Origin of the sequence: Nesterenkonia pannonica, assembly GCF_019575955.1 — a bacterium.
Classification (GTDB): Bacteria; Actinomycetota; Actinomycetes; order Actinomycetales; family Micrococcaceae; genus Nesterenkonia; species Nesterenkonia pannonica.
The window spans coordinates 596,595-615,261 of record NZ_CP080575.1 but is presented as its reverse complement, the minus strand read 5'-3'; the positions used below and the strand labels follow the sequence as shown (position 1 = coordinate 615,261).

Genomic DNA, 18,667 nt, shown 5'->3' with positions numbered 1-18,667 from the left:
GTGATGAACTTCACACTCTATGGGGCCAGTGCGCCGTTCAGCAGGATGTCGATCAGATTCCTCATCCATTCCGGATCCGGCTCGCCGACGGTGATCATGCGCAGCACCACCGGTCCCATCAGCGCCGAGGCGAGCATCGAAGGCTCCACGCTGTCGCGCAGGTGGTAAGCCTCTGCCGCGGCCCTGAAGCGCTCAGCGAGGTAGGTGTTGGCCCACGGCTCCGCCTCGGCCATGAGCGCCTGAGTCTCCGGCCCCGCAGTCACCATGGCCGCCATCAGGCTGCGCACCATCGTCGGCACGTCGTCGCCCCGGTCCCCTCGTCCAACCAGGCGTGCAGGTCAGCCCGGAGATCCCCAGTATCCGGGACAGGGTCGAAGTCGAGCCTCAGATAGCCCGTCAGCAGCGCCTCCAGGACTACCGCAGCCTTGTTCTGCCACCACCGGTAGATCGTCTGCTTGCCCACGCAAGCCTCGGCCGCGATGCCCTCGACCGTGACCTCCTCGTACGGAAACCGCTGCTCGTCAAGGAGACGGGCGACCGCCTCCATGACGGATCGGTGCGAGCTTTCGCTGCGCGGACGCCCTCTCTTCGTGCTCGTCATATGCGCACCTCCTCCCGCTCTGCCGCCTCGGAGCCGCTCGGGCGCGGCTCCGGCTCGATCAGCCGTGCGCCTTCGACGTCGATGTCCGGAAGCACACGGTCCAGCCACGCGGGCATCCACCAGGCGGCGGGACCCAGCAGGGTCAGCACGGTAAGCACCAGCACCACACGCACCACGAACGCGTCCAGCAGCACGCCCACCGCCAGGCCCAGGCCGATGGAGGCGATCATCGGATCGGGAGTGAAGATGAACCCGGCGAACACCGAGGTCATGATCAGAGCGCAGGCGGTGACCACGGCCCGGCCCGCATGCAGACCGCGACGCACGGCCAGCCGCGCGGGCACGCCTTTCGCATAGGCCTCGCGCATGCCCGAGGCGGTGAAGAGCTGATAGTCCATCGCCAGGCCGAACAGGATGCCGACCATGAGGATCGGCAGCATGGTCATGATCGGTCCGGGTCTGCCGAGTTCGAGGATCTCAGCGCCCCAGCCCCACTGGAAGACGGCCACGACGATGCCCACCGACGCCGCGAGCGATCCCACGAAGCCCAGTGTGGCCACCACCGGCAGCAGAAGCGATCGGAACACCATGATCATCAGCAGCAGGCACAGGCCGATGACCAGGGCGAGGTACAGCGGCATGGCGTCCGAAATGATGTCGGAGATGTCGATCTCCGCTGCGGTCACACCGGCCACGGAGATCTCTTCGACTCCCTGCCCCTCCACGGGGTTCGAGTCCCGCAGCAGGTGGACGAGGTTCTGAGTCGACTCTGCCGCGGGGCCCTCCTGCGGAATGAGCTGGTAGGCGGCCATGGTGTTCTCATCGTTCATCGCAATGGGGACCACCGTCTCCACCTGCTCCAGGCTGCCCAGCTCCTCCGCCACGTCGAGCTGCGTCTGCCCCGCCTCCAGGTCCTCCATACCGGCGGGGAAGTCGGAGACCACGAGCAGCGGACCGTTCATGCCTTGGCCGAACGCGTCCTCGATGGCGATGTAGGCCTGGTGCGCCGCGGTGTCCTCCGCCTCCAGTAGGCGTCGGGGAACGCAAGCCGGATGTCCGTGGTAAACAGGGCGAGCACGACCAGCGCCGCGATGCTCACCGCTCCGTAGAGCAGCGAGCGGCCCACGGATATGGGCTCGGAGATACGGCTCTCAGCGCTGCCCTGGGACGTCCAGTCAGCACCGATGTAGCGGCGCTCGCGCGGACTCAGGATCCGTCGTCCGGCCAGACGCAGAAGCGCAGGAATGATCGTGGTGGCGAGCATCACCGCGACGACGACGCAGAAGGCTGCCACCGAGCCCATCATCGCGAGCATCGGGATGCCGGTGACGTTGAGCGCCAGCAGCGCGATGACATTGGTGATGCCTGCGAAGAGCACCGCGTTGCCGGCGGTGCCGTTGGCCAGCCCGATGGATTCGTGCAGCTCGGCACCCCTTGAGCTGCTCGCGGTGGCGGTGAATGATGAACAGCGCATAGTCCAGGCCGACGGCCAGTCCGAGCATCAGCCCCAGAATCGGTGTGATGCTGTTCATCTCGATGAACCCGGAGAGGGAGATCGCCGCGGGGACCGCAATGCCGACGCCCAGGATCGCCGAGAGCAGGGGCAGCCCCGCGCCCACAAAAGTGCCCAGCATGATGAAGAGCACCAGTCCGGCCACCAGAAGACCCACTGCCTCGGCGAACCCGAAGAGCGGGGCACCTCCATGGAGAGGTCACCCCGGGCAGCACGTCCAGGCCGTCGATGTCCGCGCCGGTCAGCTCATCGGAGACAGCAGCCAGGGCCTCGGTGCCCACCTGCTCCATCGGCACGTCGAAGCCCACCATCAGCACCGCGACGCCTTCGTCCTCGGAGAGCAGCTGGAACTCCTCGTTCAGCTCCAGCTGACGCTCGGCCTGATCCAGCTCCTGCTCCGCGTCGCCCGACTCCAGCTCCTCGCGCTGCTCCGCGAGCTCCTCCTCACCCTCTTCGATCTCGGTGAGCGCCTCCTCAGCGGCGTCGAGCTCCTCCTGCTGAGCCTCCAGCGGCTCCAGCGCCTGGAGCTGGGCCTGAGCCTCCAGGAGCTCGCTGCGCTGAGCTGCGATCTCCGCACGCTGAGCGTTCAGCTCCGCCTCCTGCTGAGACCACGTGCCATCAGCCAGAGCCTGCTCCACCTGTGCGTCCAGCTCGGCGTCGGCGGCATCCAGCTCCGCCAGTCCGGCTTCCACCTCCTGGCGCTGCTCCTCGGCCTCCTCAGGTGTGATGCGGCGTCATCCCACGCCTGGTCCACCTCCGCCTGAGCCTCTTCGAGACCTTCGCGGTCGAGCCCGTCGAGCTGCTCACGCGCCTGGTCGAGCTCGGCCTCAGCCTCATCCAGCTGCTCCTGGCCGTCCTCCAGCTCGGCGCGCCCCTTCTGAAGCTCCTCCTCGGCCTCGGCCAGGTCCTCCTGCGCCGCCCACGGGTCGGTGATCTCGTCGATGACGTCATGTGACTCCACCTCGGCGATGAGATCCTCGACAGCCTCACGCTGCTCCTCAGTGATCGCCGAGCCGTCCTCGCTGCGCACCACAGCCGTGACGGAGCCGCCCCCAGCATCGGGGAGCTCGTCGGCCAGCCGGTCGGCGACCTCGGAGGTCTCCAGGTCCGGCATCGAGATCTGGTCAGTCAGCTGCCCGCCGAAGTAGGCGAACGCAGTTGCGGCCAGCACAAGCATCGCGAACCAGAACGCCAGGACCGACTTCGCCCTCCGTGCCGCGAAGAGACCCAGCCTGTAGAGAAGACGTGCCATCAATACCCTTCGAAAGTCATCGCTGCAGACCAGATCTGCCAGAACATATTGTGCCCGGCTCGTCTCGTTTCGGCAGACGCGACCCTGAACCCCGTCATGAACCTGCGCGGCCCCCGTGCGCGCAGAATAGGATGGCCCGCATGCCTGACCGCGCCTTCGCCCTGTTCGAGGCGCTGAGCCGTCAGCTTCCCCGGGGCCGCGGGCCTTCCTCGACTCCTCGGACGCGGCGCATATGCCTGCCTCGAGCGGGCGCCGAAGCCTGCTCGCCTTCGGCACGGAGACCGCCGCGCCGTCCGCCGAGGAGCTGCCCGCATGGCTCGAGAGCGTCTGGCCCGGTGGGGCGGACTGGTTCGGCATGATCGAGTACGAGCTCACCGGATACTTCTTCAGAGCCGAGCGGAGCGTGATCGTCGACCACAGCACCGGCGGCCTCGAGATCCGAGGAGAGCCCGGCTGGCATGAGCTGGTCGAGGCAGCCGTCGCAGATCTCGTCGTCGAGGAGCCTCAGAGCATCACTCCCGTCCTGACCGACCTCTGCGTCCGGGACTCCCGCGCGGAGTACCTCAGCAAGGTGGCTGCGGCGAAGGAGGAGATCCGCCGCGGGAACTCCTACGAGGTATGCCTGACCACTGCGGTCTGCGGGACCCTCCATGGAGACGCGATGAGTGCCTACCGTCGGCTCCGGTCCGCGAACCGAGCGCCGTTCACCCAGCTGCTGATCCTTCCCGAAGCCGACGGAGGCACAGTTGAGGTGCTGTCGACCTCACCGGAGCGATTTCTCAGCGTCGCCCCGGACGGCACCATGCGCTCGGAGCCGATCAAGGGCACGCGCCCCGGGGCTCCACCCTGAGAGTGATGCCGCTCTGCTCGAGGAGCTGCGGACAGACCCCAAGGACCGGGCGGAGAACATCATGATCGCAGACCTCGTCCGCAACGACCTGTCCAGGCATTCGCAGGCCGGAACGCTCCGCACGGAACGCCTGTGCGCTGTGGAGAGCTACCCGACGGTGCACCAGATGGTCTCGACGATCAGCGCCCGGCTGGCGCCCGGCGCATCGCGCGCGGCCGCGGTGCTGGCCGCCTTCCCGCCGGGGTCAATGACCGGTGCGCCGAAGATCTCGACGATGGAGATTCTTCGCCGCTTGGAGGGCGGAAGCCGAGGGCCCTATGCGGGAGCCGCCGGGTACTTCGGCTCCGACGGCAGCTGCGACCTCTCCGTGCTGATCCGCACGGCGGTGCTGCGCCGCGACCCGGGCAGCGAGTCGGCCTCGTTCCATCTGGGAGTCGGAGGGGCCATCACCTCGGACTCTGTCGCTGAGCGCGAATGGGATGAGGTGCTGGTGAAGGCTCGCGGCGTGCTCGGCGCCCTGGGAGCCAGCTTCCCGGAGCGCTAGCTAGCCCGCGAGATGATCCTGGATCTTGTCCTCCTGGGCGTCCAGCAGGTCCACGAAGGTGCTCCGGTCCATATTGACGGCGCTGAGCATGACGGTGTTGGGCCCCACGTCGGCGGTGGCTGAGAACACATCGATCTCCGCAGCGTCGTCGCCGTCGCTCATCGTGATGGTCAGGCTCATTCCGGTGAAGAGCTCATCATCGCTGGGCTCCAGGGGCTCGACGCTGATGGTGTCGCCGCCGCGCTCCAGATCGTCCTCGCAGGATGCCGCGAGATCCTCCCAGAGCTCCGCGGTCTCTCGGGAAGTGTCCGCCGGGTAGGCCAGTGCCCAGACCACCAGCGTCTCCGTGGCAGCGTCCTCGGCATCGCCGTCGTCCTCGCCCGTCGTGCGCTGGTACTCATGGGCAAGTCCCTCCTGAGCCTCCTCGCCCACGAGGTCCACATTGATGGTGTCCAGAGCGGAGGCGCATTCGGATTCGCCGAAGGCATCGGCGTAGGCGGTCGATTCCACTGCGAGCTCTTCGGTGAACCAGTCGAGTCCTGTATGGGTGGAGTGCCCGGTGGGCGTCTCCGGCAGCTCGCCGGACGTGAGGAGGATCTCCGTCATCTCCTCGCCGCTGAAGGGCTCGGGCTCGCTCGGCTCGTCGCCCTCCGCCGGGCTCTCCTCATCCGGACTGTCGGTGGTGCCCTCGGTGACCTCGGCGGTGGGCTCGGGAGTCTCCTCCTCGCCGTTCGGGGTCTCCTCGTCGCCGCAGGCGCTGAGGAGACAGACCGCCGAAGCGGCGGCGACAGCACTCACCGTCCGTGAGAAGCTGTGGGCTGGTCGAGGCACGCGCACCAGGGTAATGGAAAACACGTCACTGCAGTGCAGCTGTGAGCCGACTCACATTGTCGAGGTATCGCGTGGCCAGGCTCCGTCCCGCCCATGCCTCGGCGGTCACCTCCGAGGATATGGCGAAATATTGCGCCAGAATCTGGTCGAACGCCCTGACAGTCTCCTCGTCGACCACCATCAGCGTCACCTCGAGATTCAGCGTGAAGGACCGCATGTCCATGTTGGAGGAGCCGAGGACGGCGGTATCACGGTCGATGACCATGAACTTCGAATGCAGCACATCGGGCGCGGGGTACCTGAGAATTCGCACTCCGGCTTCCAGCAGCGCCTGGTAGTAGGACTGCTGGGCGTGCTGCACCAGCAGCTGATCAGCCTTCTCCGTGACGAGGACGACGACATCCACGTTCCGGTACGAGGCGTTCGTCAGGGCGTAGAGGAGGGAGTCGTCGGGGACGAGGTACGGAGTGCAGACCACGATCCGGTGGGTGGCCTGATAGATGAGGTCGTTGAAGAGCCGAAGGTTGTTCTCATCGGGAAAGCCGGGGCCGGAGGGCACCACCTGGGCCAGTGAGCCGCCGCGGGCTGCCTCGTCGGCTTCGATGTCGACCATCAGGGGTGGCCGTGGCGGGTGAGAGCCAGGTTCTCGTCCGACTCTGCGTACCAGTCGGTGGCGAACACGATGTCCAACCCTGAGACTGCCGGGCCGGTGATCCTCGCGTTGAGCTCCACCCAGTGTCTGCCCAGGCGTCGGGAGGTTCTGCGCAGGTACTGAGACTCGATCAGGTTGGCGCTGCCGGTGAAGGCCGTGTGCCCGTCGACGACGACGATCTTGCGGTGATTGCGCAGATCGGGCCGAGAGAACCGCAGGCGGAAGGGTCGGATGGGCAGCACACGGTGCCAGTTGAAGTGATCGGGCCACCGGCGCCCTGCCATGCGGAGCCGCCGCACCAGTCTGCGGTAGCCGTTGGTGCGCATGCTTCCCACATGATCGTAGAGAAGCCTGACCGTCACGCCACGGGCTGCTGCACGCTCCAAGGCATCAAGGACCTTGCGGCGGTGTCGTCAGCTCCGATGATGTAGAAGAGCACGTGGACGTACTGCTCCGCCTCATCGATGACGTCCGCCAACTGGTCGAAGTAGTCGTCATAGTCGGAGATCAGGTCGATGCTGTTTCCGTCCTGCACAGGAAGGCCCCAGATTTCGGTTCAGCGCAGCCGTGCCGCCGAGCTGCTCGTCGAGGTCACGCAGCTGGTCCGAGAGGTCCATGCCCCGCGTGGCCTTCAGCACCTCTTCGTTGATCCTCGCCTGACGACGCTGCCGCCGGGCTGAGAGTTTGGCGCTGCCGATCAGCAGGAACAGCGGCAGCGCGAGCGCCGGGATGAAGAAGATCGCGATGAGCCAGGCCATGGCAGTCTGCGGACGCCTGTTCTCCGGGATGAAGCCGAGCACGGCCAGGCGGACGCCCACTTCTACGGCGAGGATGAGCGCCACCGCCCACGTGGGGAAGTTTTCGATCCCCAATCCGCTCAAAGGCCACAGCATCATCCCAACAATACGACCATTCCTCCCCGACGGGAGCAGACTGCGCGCGACAGAGTACGCTGGTCCCTATGGCTGAGCACTTTCAGGACAGCTCCGTGTCCGCCGTGGCTGTCCGCATCGACCCTGAGCACCCCGAGGGCTTCCTCTTCGACCCCCACCAGCCGCAGCTGCGCGTCACTGATCTCGGCGCCGTCCGCGGCGACGGAATCTTCGAGACGATGCTGGTCCGCGAAGGCCACGTGCGGAAGTTCGACGCGCATCTGGCTCGCCTGCAGCGATCAGCAGACATCACCGATATCGGCATTCCTCCGGCCGAGTCGTGGCGGGCTGCCGTTCGTCGCGGCCTTGACGAGTTCGAGGCCCGCGGAGGCCTTCCCGCAGAGGTGACGGTACGGCTCTCCGCGACTCGCGGCGTGGACGGTGAGCCCGCAAGCGATGACCCTCTCTTCGCCGGGACGTACTGGGCGCTGCTGACCCCGTGCCTGAGGAAACCATCGCCAAGCGCTTCTCCCCATCTCCGTGATGCTGCTGGATCGCGGGTACGACGCGGACCTGGCCGACCGCGCGCCGTGGCTGCTGCTGGGGGCGAAGACGCTCTCGTACGCAGTCAACATGGCCGCGCTGCGGCATGCGAAGGCCAACGGCCACAACGACGCCATCTTCGTCACCCCGCGCGAGCAGGTCCTCGAGGGCCTGTCTCGTCTGTGCTGATGCTGAAGAAGAATCCGGCCGACCCGGAGCGCCCGCGGCTCATCACCCCCATCCTCGAAGCCGGAATCCTTCCGGGGACCACGCAGGGCGCGATCTTCGCGGCTGCGAAGCGCCAGGGGTGGGAGCTGGGCTACGGTCCGCTGACCCCCAGGACCTCTACGACGCAGACCACGTGTGGCTGGTCGGATCGGTGGCACTGGCCAAGCCGATTGAGCTCATCGAGGATCAGGTCGGAGCCCAGCACCGCCTGAGCACCGACGAGCACTGGACCCAGAAGCTCAACGAGTTCCTGGACGAGGACCTCCCGGTCCAGCACCCCTCCTGACCGGACGCGGCTCCAACGTCCGGCGTCAGCTCAGGTCGCGAGCATTCTGCAGGACGGGGATCCGCTTCCGCGCCTCCTGAACGTCAGCGGGATCGATGTCTACGATCAGCAGTTCGGGTCCTTCGTAAGCCTCAGCGATCACACTCCCGGTCGGCGAGACCACCAGGAGTGCCCACACCGGTCGGCGCGGCCATGCGCTCCTCCAGGTCTGTCCCTTCGGGCAGCGCCTGCCCGCAGGCGATGATGAACTGCGTCGAGTCCAGGGCCCTGGCGGTGACGAGCGTCTTCCACTGCGCGACTTTGCCCGGGCCGGACTGCCATGAGGCGGGCAGGATGGTCGCTGATGCACCGCGGCGCGCGTAATGCTGGAAGAGGTGGGAAACCTCACGTCGTAGCAGGTGGCGAAGCCGACGGTCGCGCCGCTGACCTTGACGGTGACGGGCTCAGCGCCGGGCTGGACGGTCTGGGACTCTTGGAATCCGAACGCGTCGTAGAGGTGGATCTTGTCGTAGCTGACCTTCAGCTGCTCACCGTCGCTGATGAGCAGGGTGTTGGTGACGCGCTCAGCTCCTTCTTCACTGGGCTGGCCGGGGTGAACATCCCGACCACCACGACCACCCCGTGCTCCTCCGCGATCTTCTCGACCTGTTGGGCGAACCAGCCGTCGAGCGGCTCGGCGATCTCCTTCAGGGGTTGCCGAAGGCCGCTGGGCGGCCTCCGGAAGACGACCAGCTCGGCCCCTGGGCGGCGGCATCCGCGGTCCATTCGGCGATGAGGTCCAGGTTCTGCTGAACCTCGGCCCCGGTAGTGACCTGTGCGACAGCGATCCTCATGCGCCCATCCTACGGAGCACCGGAAATCTCCAGGAACCGCGCGGTAGGCTGAGCGCATGGACAAGCTGATTGAAAAGGGCATGACCACAGCCATCTCCCTGGGCGCAGGGCTGGTCGCCACGAAGATCTTCGACCTGGCGTGGAGGCAGATCACCGGCGAGAACCCGCCGAAGGACGACGAGATCGACGCCGTCGACATCAAGCGGGCGCTGGTGTTCGGCATCACCTCAGCTGCCGTGAGCGGCGCCGTGCAGGTCCTCTCCCAGCGGGGCGCCAAAGCCGCCACCCGCAAGGTGCGGGGCGGCTACGGCCGCCGAAGCGAAGTGTGATCAGAGCTTCTTAGCAGGACGGTCGCCGGTCGACGCAGCGTGGCGTGGCTCTTTCTGCCATTCCCGTCACGGCCCAGCAGGTAGGCGATGCCGATCGCAGAGACGACCGCGGCACCGAAGGCGAAGTAAGCCGTCACGCCGGGCTCCGTCTCCATCAGGCTCATGATGCTGGCTGTGACCGTGAGGATCGTGATGAGGCCCAGACCAATTTTGAGGATCATAGGTCCAGCCTAAGACTAATCAGGCCTCCGCGGGGATCGAAATGTCCGGTCACGTCTCGGGGCCGTGCTCCGGTCCCCTCAGCTCCCGGCGCACACTGCCGTGACGGGACAGCCGGTCCACCGTCAGGGCCAGCTCATCGTGAGTGAGCAGATCCGTGCGCAGATGCTTCGTCCGATAGCCGCGCGCCCCACCACATGGGCGCTCACCGGCGCGGTGAGAAGCATCAGCGACCAGACCAGAAGGCATATCGCCAGCCAGGACCATGACCTCCACATGATGCCTGCCGAGAGCAGCATCATCAGCAGGCCCAGCACCTGGGGCTTCGTGGCAGCGTGCATGCGCGAGTGGAGGTCCGGGAACCGAACCAGCCCCACACCGGCGGCCAAGGACATCAGGCCGCCGATAACCATGAAGACCGCCGCCGTCCCGTCGAGCACCTCACCCCAATCCATCAGCGATCACCTTCGCTTCCCGTGCCATCATCCTGCCGCAGACTCTCATCCTGGCTCTGATCGTCACCGCGCGCACGGGGCCGGTAGCCGGACCGCGTGAGATGGGTGAACCAAGCGGTGGTCTCATCCTCCTCAGGCTCGTCCTCCTCAGACCCGTCAGGGGCCGGACGCGGATACGAGCGAGCGCCCGGGACTTCCACGGTGTGCTGCTCCGTGGCCTCCTCATGCAGCCGGTTCTCGTCCTGAATGTCAGGCGGAGTGGTGTCTGCAGGCACGCCCGGGTCCCCACCTGAGGCACCTCCCTGTGCCGGGCTCCCCCTCGGGGTGCGCACCACCACGTACCGCGCCAGCGCCACTGCGCCCAAGAACCCGATCACGGCAGTGACGACGACGAAGATGATGTGATCCTGATGCCGGTTGTAGGCCATATCGGTCAGCATCACGGACGCGACCACGATCAGGATGACGTCCAGGCTGATCACCCGATCGAGCACGCTGGGACCGCGGTAGGCACGGCACACCGCGCCGATGAGCGCGGCGGCGAGGAGCCCCTGCGTGATCCAGTAGGCGTAGTCGAGCATCATGGCTTGCCCTTCCGGCGAGGCGTCCTGCCGCTCATGTCGGACAGGTAGGCTCCGCCGCGGCCGAGGACCCTGATATCGGCGGACTGGCTGGCGATCGGTGACTCTCGCTCTGTCTTGGAGAGCCCGGCCACGCGTCCGAGACGCTTCTCCGCCTTCACACCGGCCAGGTCAGACCGGGTGCCGAGCACCCGAATCAGCAGCGCCTCCGTGGCCAGGGCGTCCTGCCTCACGCGTTCGGCGTCCGCATCGTCAGCCACATTGAGCACATGCAGGTAGAGCGTGGCCGTGGTGCGATCCACGTCGATGACGACTGACCCCGGCACCAGGGCCAGGGAGTGGGCGGTCAGGGTGACCAGCAGATCATCGTGGCTGCGCAGCTGGACCGAGGTGAGCGAGTTGCGGACCCGAGGGCCCTTGACCACCGCGATCCAGGAGACCTCGAAGCTGGCCAGAACCATCTTGCCCAAGAATCGCACGAGAAACACCACGCCCCACACCGGGTTGATGCGTCCCGTGCCGCGAAGCGGCGGCAGATAGAACACCCGCACAAGGATGGTCCCGTAGATCAGGCCGATGATGAACGTGCCAGCATCGAAGGACTGCCAGAGCGACATCAGATCACACCCAGCACAAGGATCAGAGGCAGCTCCATCCGAAGAGGTGTGCGCGGTCTCCTCATTCTGCACCTCCTTCGTCCACATCGGCGCCGTCCTGGTCGTCGCGCATATCGGGCTGCACCGAGGTGTCGATGGGGCGTGCTCATCGGCGCCGCCGTCCTGGGGATCCGGATCCAGGTCCAAACTCTCCGTGAACTCCTCCAGATCCCCGCGGACCGAATCCACCTGCGCTTCGCCCAGTACCGCATCAAGTAGGGAGTCCTCTCGTACATGTCCTGGGCCGCGGCGCTGAATAGTCCATCAGCGGTAAGCGAAGACCGTGAAGGCCAAAGACACTCCCACCAGAAGCGCCGTGGGCCCCACCATGGAGGCAGGCAGAAGCCGCTTGTTGGCCGCCCGGGCGTGAGTCAGGGTCTTCGGCCTCAGCAGCCGAGGCGTGTTCTCGGCGTCCTCAGCGCGGCGCCAGAACGACTTGGACCATATGCGCGCCACCGCCAGCAGAGTCAGCAGGCTGGTGAGCGCGGAGGCCACCACGAGCGTCCACGTGATCCACGTGTTCTCAGCGATGCCGTAGGCCATCATCCCGACCTTGCCGATGAAGCCGCTGAAGGGCGGAATGCTTAAGCCAGGTTCAGGGCGGGAAGGAGGAACAGGACGGCGAGCACGGGAGAGATCTTCGCAAGCGAGCCGAGGCGGTCGACGTTGGAGGTCCCGGCGCGACGTTCGATGAGGCCCGTCACGAGGAAGAGGGTGGTCTGGATCGTGATGTGGTGGGCTACGTAGAAGATGGTGGCCGCCATCCCGATGATGCTCGTCAGGCTCAGCCCGAACACCAGGTAGCCGATGTGGCTGATCAGGGTGAACGAGAGCATCCGCTTGATGTCAGCCTGGGCGAGGGCCCCGAGTATCCCCACGATCATCGTCAGCGCGGCCACGATCATCAGCGCGGTGTTGATCCGGTCCCCGGGGAACAGCAGGGTCTCGGTCGGATCATGGCGTAGATCCCCACTTTGGTGAGCAGGTAGGCGAAGACGGCAGTGACCGGCGCGGCGCTGTGGGGTACGAGTCCGGCAGCCAGAACGCGAGCGGGAAGACGGCCGCCTTGATGCCGAGCGCGATCAGCAGCATCACGTGGAGGACGAGCTGAGTCCCGGGCGGCAGCTCATTGATCTTCAGCGCGAGGTCTGCCAGGTTCACCGTGCCGGTGGCCGCGTAGAACAGCCCGATGACGATGAGGAAGAGGGAGGAGGAGACGATCGAGACCACCACATAGGTGACGCCTGCCCGGATGCGCGACTCACCTCCCCCGAGGGTCAGCAGCACGTAGGAGGCGGTGAGGAAGATCTCGAAGCCTACGTAGAGGTTGAACAGGTCCCCTGCCAGGAATGCGTTGGACACTCCGGCCACCAGGATCAGGTAGGCGGGGTAGAAGATGCTGACGGGGCCCGAATCGTTCTTCTCCTCTGCGGCGCCCTGACCCACGGCGTAGAGGAGCACTGCCAACGTGATGATGGAGGAGGTGACCAGCATCAGCGCGGCGAAGCGGTCGATGACCATGGCGATGCCGAAGGGAGTAAGCCATCCCGCAAGGTGCACCGCGTAGGTCCCCCGTCCCAGACCTGGCTCAGCAGCGCGCTCTCCAGGATGAGCACTGCGATGAGGGTGCCGATGGTGATCGACTTCTGCAGCGACTGATTGCGGTAGAAGGCGAACGCGAAGGCGGCACCGAAGAACAGGATGAGCACCGCCAGCGGCGTCAGGGCGAGAAAGTCCAGCTCCATCAGCGCTCACCCCTGCGCCTGAGACGGTCCGCCCGGCGGCGACGGTCGCCCTCTGAGCGCACATCGGGGTCGCTTTCTCCGGCCCGAACTCCGCGGCTTCAGGGGTGTCCCTGGCCTCGCGGGAGACTGGGCGCACAGAGCCGGTGTTGGGGTCCTCGTGCTCGGCGAACTCGGAGGTCTCGAGACGACCTCGGCGTCCTCCTCAGGGTCGTACGCTCCGACGGCCGCGGCGACGCGGCGGTCCTCCTCGTCATCGGTGAGCTCGTCCTGCCGCGCCAGCACCCAGGACCGGTAGATCAGCGCGAGCATGAACGCCACTGTGGCGAATCCGATCACGATGGCTGTGAGCAGCAGAGCCTGCGGCAGAGGGTCGAGGTACTCACCAGCGTCCACGCCCTCCTCATACAGGGGCCCTGCCCGCGCGGCCAGCCGTCATCAGCACCAGCAGGTTGGCGCCGTTGGACATCAGGATGATGCCGAGGAGCACCCGTGTCAGGGAGCGCTCAAGCATCAGGTAGAGGCCGATCGCGAACATGGCGCCCATCACGATCAGCAGCGTCAGATTGATGGTCATCGGGCCACTCCCATCGACGTGCGGGAGTGGCTGCTGTGGCCGATGTCGGACTCGATGTTCTCCTGCTCGCTGCGCACATCGATCTCAGAGCCCAGCGACCGAAGCACATCCACGATGAGGCCGATGACCACCAGGTAGACGCCCACGTCGAACAGCAGCGCTGAGACGAAGTGGTGCTCCCCGATGAGGGGCAGCTGGAAGTCCACGACGAACGACTGGAATGCCTGACCGCCCGCGAACAGGGAAGGACTCCGGTGAAGCACGCGATGGCCAGCCCCCATCCCATCAGCGCCCCGGCCGAGAAGGGGATGGCGGCCTCCAGCTCGTAGCGTCCGCCCGCCAGATAGCGCAGGACGAAGGCGAGGCCCGCGAGGAGGCCTCCTGCGAATCCGCCGCCCGGGGTGTTGTGCCCGGCGAGCAGCAGGTAGACGGAGATGAGGATGATGGGGTGGAACATCAGGCGCGTGATCACCTCGAAGATGATCGAACGGTGCTCGGGCGCCAGGGTTCTGCTTAGCCACCAGCCATGCCTCACGCGCCACCGTGGAGAAGGAGCGCGCCACCTGGATCTCCTTGACCTGGCGAGTGGAGAGCTCCCGGTCGGAGAGGATGCGTCCCACGGAGCCCGTCGGGACCTCGTGCAGGCTCCGCCGCCGGACGTCTCGCCGCTTGACGAAGATCAGGCTCGCGACGCCCGTGGCTGCGGCGGCGATGACGGTGATCTCGCCGAAGGTGTCCACACACGGATGTCGACCAGCGTCACATTGACGATGTTCGCCCCGTGGCCGATGTCGTAGCTCATCCATGGGTACTCGACACTGATGGGCTCGGCCACTCGCCCGCCCATGGCCACGGCCGCCGCCACCATGATGAGGAGGCCGAAGTAGGCGCCCAGCGCCGCCCGGCCCAGTTTGAAGCGGGTGGGGTTCTGCGTCCACACCCGAGCAGGAAGGCTGCGCAGGGCCAGGACGAAGGAGACCAGAATGATCGACTCGACCAGCAGCAGGGTCAGCGCCAGATCCGGCGCACCTTGGATCGCGAACATGCTGGCGATCCCCAGCCGCACAGGCCCATCATCAGAACGGCCATAAAGCGTTTGGGGGCCAGCACCGCGCCGACGCCCCAGCAATGATCAGGGCGCCCAGTCCAGCCTGGATCGGCTGCTCGGCAATGATCCAGTGCTCGGGCATCTGGTGCTCAGTCACCAGCATCAGAACCCCAGGGACGACCGTCGCCACTCCGAAGATGATGGACAGGTACCAGCCGAGGAGCCGCGCTGCGTCTTTGAGGTCACCCACGCGGCCACGTCGTCGAGCGACCGCAGCACCAGTCGATACATCCGTTCCGAGTCCAAAGGCGCAGGAACGGCCCGCTGCGGGTTCAGCGAGCGGCCGATGAGCCAGAAGATTCCCAGTCCCGCACCCCAGGTGAGGACGGAGAGGCCGAGCACCGGGGTCACCCCGTGCCACAGCGCCAGATACGTGGGAGGAATGTCCGCGTCGGTAGGCGCGAAGGATTCCGCGAACGGAACGACCATCGCTTGGATCGGGGCAGGCCATACGGCGAACAGCAGAGTGGCGCCGGTAAGGAGCATCGGCGCTGCCAGGAATACCGGCTCAGGTCTGCCGTGGAACTCAGTGGGCTTCAGCTCATGGCCGTACCCGTCCCTCTTGGCTGCGAACGCGCCCCACAGGAAGCGCAGCGAGTACGCGACCGTCAGCGCCGAGGCGACCGAGACACCGGCCAGCACCGCCCACCCGGCCGGACCGCTCACCTCCGCATAGCCGTAGAGGGACTCGAAGACAACCTCTTTGGCGACGAAGCCGAACAGCGGCGGCAGCCGCCATGGACGCCGCTGCGATCACGGCGGCAGCCAGGAGCGTGCGCTGGCGGCGGCCGACGCCGGAGAGGACTCTGAGGTCTCGTGTGCTTAGCCTTATGGTCGATGATGCCGACGATCATGAACAGAGAGGCCTTGAAGAGGCCGTGGGCCAGAAGCATGGCCACGCCCGCCAGCGCGGCGTCGCGGGTGCCCAGGCCGCTGACCATCACCAGGAAGCCCAGCTGGGAGACGGTGCCGTAGGCGAGGATGAGCTTGATGTCAGTCTGCCGAAGAGCTCTGTAGGCGCCGATGAGCATCGTCGCCAGGCCCAGGCCCAGCACCAGGGGCAGCCAGAGCGCCCCCTCATGGAAGCCTTCGGCCAGGCGCGCCACCAGGTACACGCCCGCCTTCACCATCGCGGCGGCGTGCAGGTAGGCGGAGACCGGGGTGGGAGCGGCCATGGCAGAGGGCAGCCAGAAGTGGAAGGGCACCAGAGCCGACTTCGACAGCGCCCCGACCAGGATCAGAGCGGCAGCGCCGTCCGCTGCCCACTCTCCCGAGAGCTCGCCTCCTGCCGCCACAATCTCGGAGAGCCGGTAGGTTCCGCCAACTGGCCCAGCCACAGCAGTCCGATGAGCATGGCCAACCCGCCGAATGTGGTCACCACCAGGGCCTGGACCGCTGACCTGCGGGCGAAGACCCGGTGGCCGGAGTAGCCGATAAGCATGAAGGACAGGACAGTCGTGAGCTCCCAGAAGACGAAGAGCAGCACAATGTCGTCCGAGAGCACCAGCCCCAGCATCGCCACCGCAAAGGCGAACAGCTGAGCCGCCAGCGCGCCTTGGAGCCGCTCCCCCTCGGGGAAGTACCGGGCGCAGTAGAGCATGACCAGGGCCCCGACGCCAGTGATGAGAAGCACCAGTGCATAGCTGAGCGCGTCAGGCGCAGCGCGATCTCGATGCCCAGCTGAGGAATCCACTCGTAGGTCTCGGTGCGCGGGGAGTCAGGACCGCACCGCCGTAGGAGAGGGCCACGACGAAGACGCCGCCGAGGATCCCGGCCAGCACGTAGAAGACTTTCCGCCCCACCACCGCGAACAGAGCCGGTGCTGCGATGCTCGCTGCAGAGAGCGCAGCAAGCATCAATAGCATGTAGCGCCCTTTCGGCGGGAGAATGGAGAAGTTCACGTCATGTTATCAGCGCCCGTGTACTATCCGACTGTGATGAGCACCTCACCGACAGGGCCCCGATCTGCGGCGACATCCTCATCAGAGCGCAGCGAAGGGCCCGCGCAGCCGCTGAGCCGAAAGCTGGTGGCCTACTGGTCCATGTGGTCCTGGGGGAACTCCACGGTGTCAGCCGTGATGACCACATTCGTCTTCGGCACCTACATCACCTCCGAAGCCTTCGGCCCCGGTGACCGAGGCGCCCAGTACCTGGCGGTCGCCACAGCGGCGGTAAGCGCGATCGTCGCGCTGACGGCGCCGGTGATCGGACAGAGGACGGACAAAGCAGGGCGCCGCCGCCTCTGGCTGACCCTGAACACCATCATGGTGGTCACGATGGTGGCCGCGTGCTTCTTCGTCCGCCCGGAGGAGGGTATCTCCTCCTGGGCGTCACGCTGATGGCGCTCATGGGGATCTTCGACGAATTCGCGAACCTCAACTACAACGCCATGATCACGGACATCAGCGATCACAGCCGCATGGGCAGGGTCTCGAGGATCGGATGGGGCGCCGGTTACCTCGGCGGGATTGTGCTGCTGCTGATCGTCTATGTCGGGCTGATCGCTGGGGAGCCCCGCACTGGTTCGGCCTGGGCGAGGAGGACGCGATCAACATCCGCAGCGTCGCCCTGCTCGCCGCAGCCTGGCACCTCATCTTCGCCCTGCCGCTGCTGCTGACGAAGATCCCCACCGCCGACCAGGACCACGTCGAGGAGAAGGTCACCGTCGCCGAGTCCTACCGGCGGCTCTTCCGGGTGCTCGCGGGGCTGTGGCGCCACGACCGCAATACGCTGTGGTTCCTGCTCTCCTCCGCCATCTACCGGGACGGCCTCTCCGCCATCTTCACCTGGGGTGCGGTCCTGGGCGTGCACGTCTACCAGATCGAGGATGCTGACATCCCGTTCACCCAGATCGTAAGCAGCGTCCTGCTCTTCGGAATCGCCGGAAATGTCGTGGCCGCGCTGGGCGCGTTCAGCCAAGCGGCTGGCTCGATGACAGGATCGGCCCGCGCCGTGTGATCTCGATGAGCATCATCAGCCTGCTGAGCATTGCGATCCTTCTCTGGGTCATGATTCAGCCCCGTCAGATAGGCCCGGCCGCGATCACCCCAGTGGAGGCGTTCTGGCTGTTCGGACTGCTGCTGTGCCTGTTCGTCGGACCGGCTCAGGCGTCCTCGCGCGCGTTCCTCGGCCGTCTGGCGCCCCCTGCACGGGCCGGAGAGCTCTTCGGGCTCTACGCCACCGCAGGACAGGGCATGTCATTCCTCACGCCCGCACTCATCGGAGCTCTGATTGCTCTGGTCGGCGGGCAGGTGATGGCGATACCAGGCATCGTCATCGTGCTCGGGACTGGGCTGGTCCTGCTTCTCACCCTGGTTCGAGACCCTCAGGGCCCGGCCTACATGACCGAGCATAAGCTCAGGCGATGATGGTCCGGTGGAAGTTTTCGTGGCTGCGCGAGGCGGTGGGGCCTCGCTGCCCCTGGTAGCGGGACTGGTGGGCGCCCGCGCCGTACCCGTGCTCCGCCGGTGAGGTCAGCCGGAAGAAGCACAGCTGGCCGATCTTGGAGCCCGGCCAGAGCTTGATCGGCAGGGTAGCCATGTTCGACAGCTCAAGGGTGACCTGCCCGGAGAAGCCGGGGTCGATGAAGCCGGCCGTGGAGTGCGTCAGCAGGCCGAGCCTTCCCAGCGAGGATTTGCCCTCCAGGCGCGCGGCGATGTCGTCCGGCAGCGTGACCGTCTCGTAGGTGGCGCCGAGGACGAACTCGCCCGGGTGAAGGATGAAGGGCTCGTCCGGGTCCACCTCCACCAGACGGGTCAGGTCAGGCTGAGGCTCGGAGGGGTCGATGTGCGCATACTTGTGGTTGTCGAAGAGCCTGAACATGCGCTCGAGCCGCACATCCACGCTCGACGGCTGGATGAGGAGGTCTCAAGGGATCCAGCCGAACACGGCCAGCGTCGAGCTCGGCCCGAATGTCGCGATCTGAGAGCAGCACGCAGACAAACTACCAGGCGAGCCCTCGGCGTAGGCTGTGGGGCGGACGAGGCGAACGATGC

The 18,667-nt window shown here is 66.4% G+C and carries 22 protein-coding genes and 8 pseudogenes; 8 read left to right on the top strand and 22 right to left on the bottom strand.

All coding sequences use genetic code 11. The features are described from left to right. Nucleotides 1-17: 17 nt before the first annotated feature. From K0H76_RS04730 to K0H76_RS04710, 5 genes and pseudogenes are all read right to left on the bottom strand, one after another. Nucleotides 18-290: a hypothetical protein gene (locus K0H76_RS04730; protein WP_258934651.1), complete on the bottom strand. Its 273-nt coding sequence runs from the start codon at nucleotides 288-290 to the stop codon at nucleotides 18-20. Beyond that, nucleotides 275-601: a TetR/AcrR family transcriptional regulator gene (locus tag K0H76_RS04725; RefSeq protein ID WP_258934650.1), complete on the bottom strand. Its 327-nt coding sequence runs from the start codon at nucleotides 599-601 to the stop codon at nucleotides 275-277. The genes K0H76_RS04730 and K0H76_RS04725 overlap by 16 nt, the downstream gene beginning before the upstream one ends. Next, nucleotides 598-1,563, bottom strand: coding sequence for an MMPL family transporter (locus K0H76_RS04720; protein ID WP_258934649.1), 966 nt, complete (start codon nucleotides 1,561-1,563; stop codon nucleotides 598-600). The genes K0H76_RS04725 and K0H76_RS04720 overlap by 4 nt, the downstream gene beginning before the upstream one ends. Next, nucleotides 1,560-2,235: pseudogene (locus tag K0H76_RS04715) on the bottom strand (MMPL family transporter). Before K0H76_RS04715 ends, K0H76_RS04720 begins: the two are co-directional and overlap by 4 nt. A gap of 465 nt (nucleotides 2,236-2,700) precedes the next feature. Continuing rightward, on the bottom strand, nucleotides 2,701-3,366 hold the full coding sequence (locus K0H76_RS04710) for a hypothetical protein (protein WP_258934648.1): 666 nt from the start codon (nucleotides 3,364-3,366) through the stop codon (nucleotides 2,701-2,703). Nucleotides 3,367-3,598: 232 nt separating this feature from the next. Here K0H76_RS04710 and K0H76_RS04705 point away from each other — a divergent pair, with 232 nt between their 5' ends. Both K0H76_RS04705 and K0H76_RS04700 read left to right on the top strand, forming a co-directional pair. Continuing rightward, complete coding sequence (locus K0H76_RS04705) at nucleotides 3,599-4,216, top strand: chorismate-binding protein (RefSeq protein WP_258934647.1); 618 nt, start codon at nucleotides 3,599-3,601, stop codon at nucleotides 4,214-4,216. Continuing rightward, complete coding sequence (locus K0H76_RS04700) at nucleotides 4,113-4,760, top strand: chorismate-binding protein (protein WP_258934646.1); 648 nt, start codon at nucleotides 4,113-4,115, stop codon at nucleotides 4,758-4,760. Before K0H76_RS04705 ends, K0H76_RS04700 begins: the two co-directional genes overlap by 104 nt. Here the strand turns inward: K0H76_RS04700 and K0H76_RS04695 are convergent, their stop codons facing one another. The 3 genes and pseudogenes from K0H76_RS04695 to K0H76_RS04685 all read right to left on the bottom strand — a co-directional run bounded on the left by K0H76_RS04695 (nucleotide 4,761) and on the right by K0H76_RS04685 (nucleotide 7,396). Next, nucleotides 4,761-5,615 carry a hypothetical protein gene (locus tag K0H76_RS04695; protein ID WP_258934645.1) on the bottom strand — a complete coding sequence of 285 codons (855 nt, stop codon included), beginning with the start codon at nucleotides 5,613-5,615 and terminating at the stop codon, nucleotides 4,761-4,763. 1 nt (nucleotide 5,616) lies between these two features. Then, a pseudogene (cls, locus tag K0H76_RS04690) lies at nucleotides 5,617-7,136 on the bottom strand (cardiolipin synthase). Beyond that, nucleotides 7,136-7,396: a hypothetical protein gene (locus K0H76_RS04685; protein WP_258934644.1), complete on the bottom strand. Its 261-nt coding sequence runs from the start codon at nucleotides 7,394-7,396 to the stop codon at nucleotides 7,136-7,138. Before K0H76_RS04685 ends, cls begins: the two are co-directional and overlap by 1 nt. Before the next feature lie 262 nt (nucleotides 7,397-7,658). Here K0H76_RS04685 and K0H76_RS04680 point away from each other — a divergent pair, with 262 nt between their 5' ends. After that, complete coding sequence (locus K0H76_RS04680) at nucleotides 7,659-7,847, top strand: aminotransferase class IV (RefSeq protein WP_258935329.1); 189 nt, start codon at nucleotides 7,659-7,661, stop codon at nucleotides 7,845-7,847. A gap of 118 nt (nucleotides 7,848-7,965) precedes the next feature. After that, a complete protein-coding gene (locus tag K0H76_RS04675; protein WP_258934643.1) occupies nucleotides 7,966-8,172 on the top strand; it encodes a hypothetical protein in 207 nt (68 codons plus the stop codon). Nucleotides 8,173-8,197: 25 nt separating this feature from the next. Here K0H76_RS04675 and K0H76_RS04670 read toward each other — a convergent pair. Beyond that, nucleotides 8,198-9,005: pseudogene (locus tag K0H76_RS04670) on the bottom strand (carbon-nitrogen hydrolase family protein). Nucleotides 9,006-9,061: 56 nt separating this feature from the next. Between K0H76_RS04670 and K0H76_RS04665 the strand changes: the two are divergent. Continuing rightward, entirely contained in the window at nucleotides 9,062-9,334 is a 273-nt protein-coding gene (locus K0H76_RS04665; protein WP_146340071.1) for a DUF4235 domain-containing protein, read from the top strand. Here the strand turns inward: K0H76_RS04665 and K0H76_RS04660 are convergent. The 12 genes and pseudogenes from K0H76_RS04660 to K0H76_RS04605 all read right to left on the bottom strand — a co-directional run bounded on the left by K0H76_RS04660 (nucleotide 9,310) and on the right by K0H76_RS04605 (nucleotide 16,573). Next, on the bottom strand, nucleotides 9,310-9,555 hold the full coding sequence (locus K0H76_RS04660; protein ID WP_258934642.1) for a hypothetical protein: 246 nt from the start codon (nucleotides 9,553-9,555) through the stop codon (nucleotides 9,310-9,312). The two genes, K0H76_RS04665 and K0H76_RS04660, sit on opposite strands and share 25 nt — an antisense overlap. A gap of 49 nt (nucleotides 9,556-9,604) precedes the next feature. Further along, nucleotides 9,605-10,008 (bottom strand): annotated as a pseudogene (gene mnhG / locus K0H76_RS04655) (monovalent cation/H(+) antiporter subunit G). Then, on the bottom strand, nucleotides 10,008-10,592 hold the full coding sequence (locus K0H76_RS04650; protein ID WP_258934641.1) for a monovalent cation/H+ antiporter complex subunit F: 585 nt from the start codon (nucleotides 10,590-10,592) through the stop codon (nucleotides 10,008-10,010). The pseudogene mnhG and the gene K0H76_RS04650 overlap by 1 nt, the downstream one beginning before the upstream one ends. Continuing rightward, nucleotides 10,589-11,434, bottom strand: coding sequence for a Na+/H+ antiporter subunit E (locus K0H76_RS04645; RefSeq protein ID WP_258934640.1), 846 nt, complete (start codon nucleotides 11,432-11,434; stop codon nucleotides 10,589-10,591). Before K0H76_RS04645 ends, K0H76_RS04650 begins: the two co-directional genes overlap by 4 nt. 84 nt (nucleotides 11,435-11,518) lie before the next feature. After that, a pseudogene (locus tag K0H76_RS04640) lies at nucleotides 11,519-12,990 on the bottom strand (Na+/H+ antiporter subunit D); the annotation flags it as partial. Between the two features lie 186 nt (nucleotides 12,991-13,176). Beyond that, a pseudogene (locus K0H76_RS04635) lies at nucleotides 13,177-13,564 on the bottom strand (Na(+)/H(+) antiporter subunit C); the annotation flags it as partial. Further along, nucleotides 13,561-14,304 (bottom strand): hypothetical protein, encoded by a 744-nt coding sequence (locus K0H76_RS04630; protein WP_258934639.1) that lies wholly within the window; start codon nucleotides 14,302-14,304, stop codon nucleotides 13,561-13,563. The pseudogene K0H76_RS04635 and the gene K0H76_RS04630, both read right to left, overlap by 4 nt. Beyond that, complete coding sequence (locus tag K0H76_RS04625) at nucleotides 14,244-14,609, bottom strand: hypothetical protein (RefSeq protein ID WP_258934638.1); 366 nt, start codon at nucleotides 14,607-14,609, stop codon at nucleotides 14,244-14,246. The genes K0H76_RS04630 and K0H76_RS04625 overlap by 61 nt, the downstream gene beginning before the upstream one ends. 31 nt (nucleotides 14,610-14,640) lie before the next feature. Beyond that, complete coding sequence (locus K0H76_RS04620) at nucleotides 14,641-14,769, bottom strand: hypothetical protein (protein ID WP_258934637.1); 129 nt, start codon at nucleotides 14,767-14,769, stop codon at nucleotides 14,641-14,643. A 5-nt stretch (nucleotides 14,770-14,774) separates the two neighbouring features. Next, nucleotides 14,775-15,338, bottom strand: a complete 564-nt coding sequence (locus K0H76_RS04615) for a hypothetical protein (RefSeq protein ID WP_258934636.1) — start codon at nucleotides 15,336-15,338, stop codon at nucleotides 14,775-14,777. Continuing rightward, nucleotides 15,335-16,113 (bottom strand): annotated as a pseudogene (locus tag K0H76_RS04610) (hypothetical protein). The gene K0H76_RS04615 and the pseudogene K0H76_RS04610 overlap by 4 nt, the downstream one beginning before the upstream one ends. 211 nt (nucleotides 16,114-16,324) lie before the next feature. Further along, nucleotides 16,325-16,573 (bottom strand): hypothetical protein, encoded by a 249-nt coding sequence (locus tag K0H76_RS04605; RefSeq protein ID WP_258934635.1) that lies wholly within the window; start codon nucleotides 16,571-16,573, stop codon nucleotides 16,325-16,327. 36 nt (nucleotides 16,574-16,609) lie between these two features. Here K0H76_RS04605 and K0H76_RS04600 point away from each other — a divergent pair, with 36 nt between their 5' ends. From K0H76_RS04600 to K0H76_RS04590, 3 genes are all read left to right on the top strand, one after another. Continuing rightward, on the top strand, nucleotides 16,610-17,011 hold the full coding sequence (locus K0H76_RS04600; protein WP_258934634.1) for a hypothetical protein: 402 nt from the start codon (nucleotides 16,610-16,612) through the stop codon (nucleotides 17,009-17,011). Between the two features lie 103 nt (nucleotides 17,012-17,114). After that, nucleotides 17,115-17,630, top strand: a complete 516-nt coding sequence (locus K0H76_RS04595) for a hypothetical protein (RefSeq protein ID WP_258934633.1) — start codon at nucleotides 17,115-17,117, stop codon at nucleotides 17,628-17,630. Nucleotides 17,631-17,635: 5 nt separating this feature from the next. Further along, nucleotides 17,636-18,040: an MFS transporter gene (locus tag K0H76_RS04590; RefSeq protein WP_258934632.1), complete on the top strand. Its 405-nt coding sequence runs from the start codon at nucleotides 17,636-17,638 to the stop codon at nucleotides 18,038-18,040. Here K0H76_RS04590 and dcd read toward each other — a convergent pair. After that, nucleotides 18,030-18,606: pseudogene (dcd, locus tag K0H76_RS04585) on the bottom strand (dCTP deaminase). The gene K0H76_RS04590 and the pseudogene dcd sit on opposite strands and share 11 nt — an antisense overlap. Nucleotides 18,607-18,667: the final 61 nt, after the last annotated feature.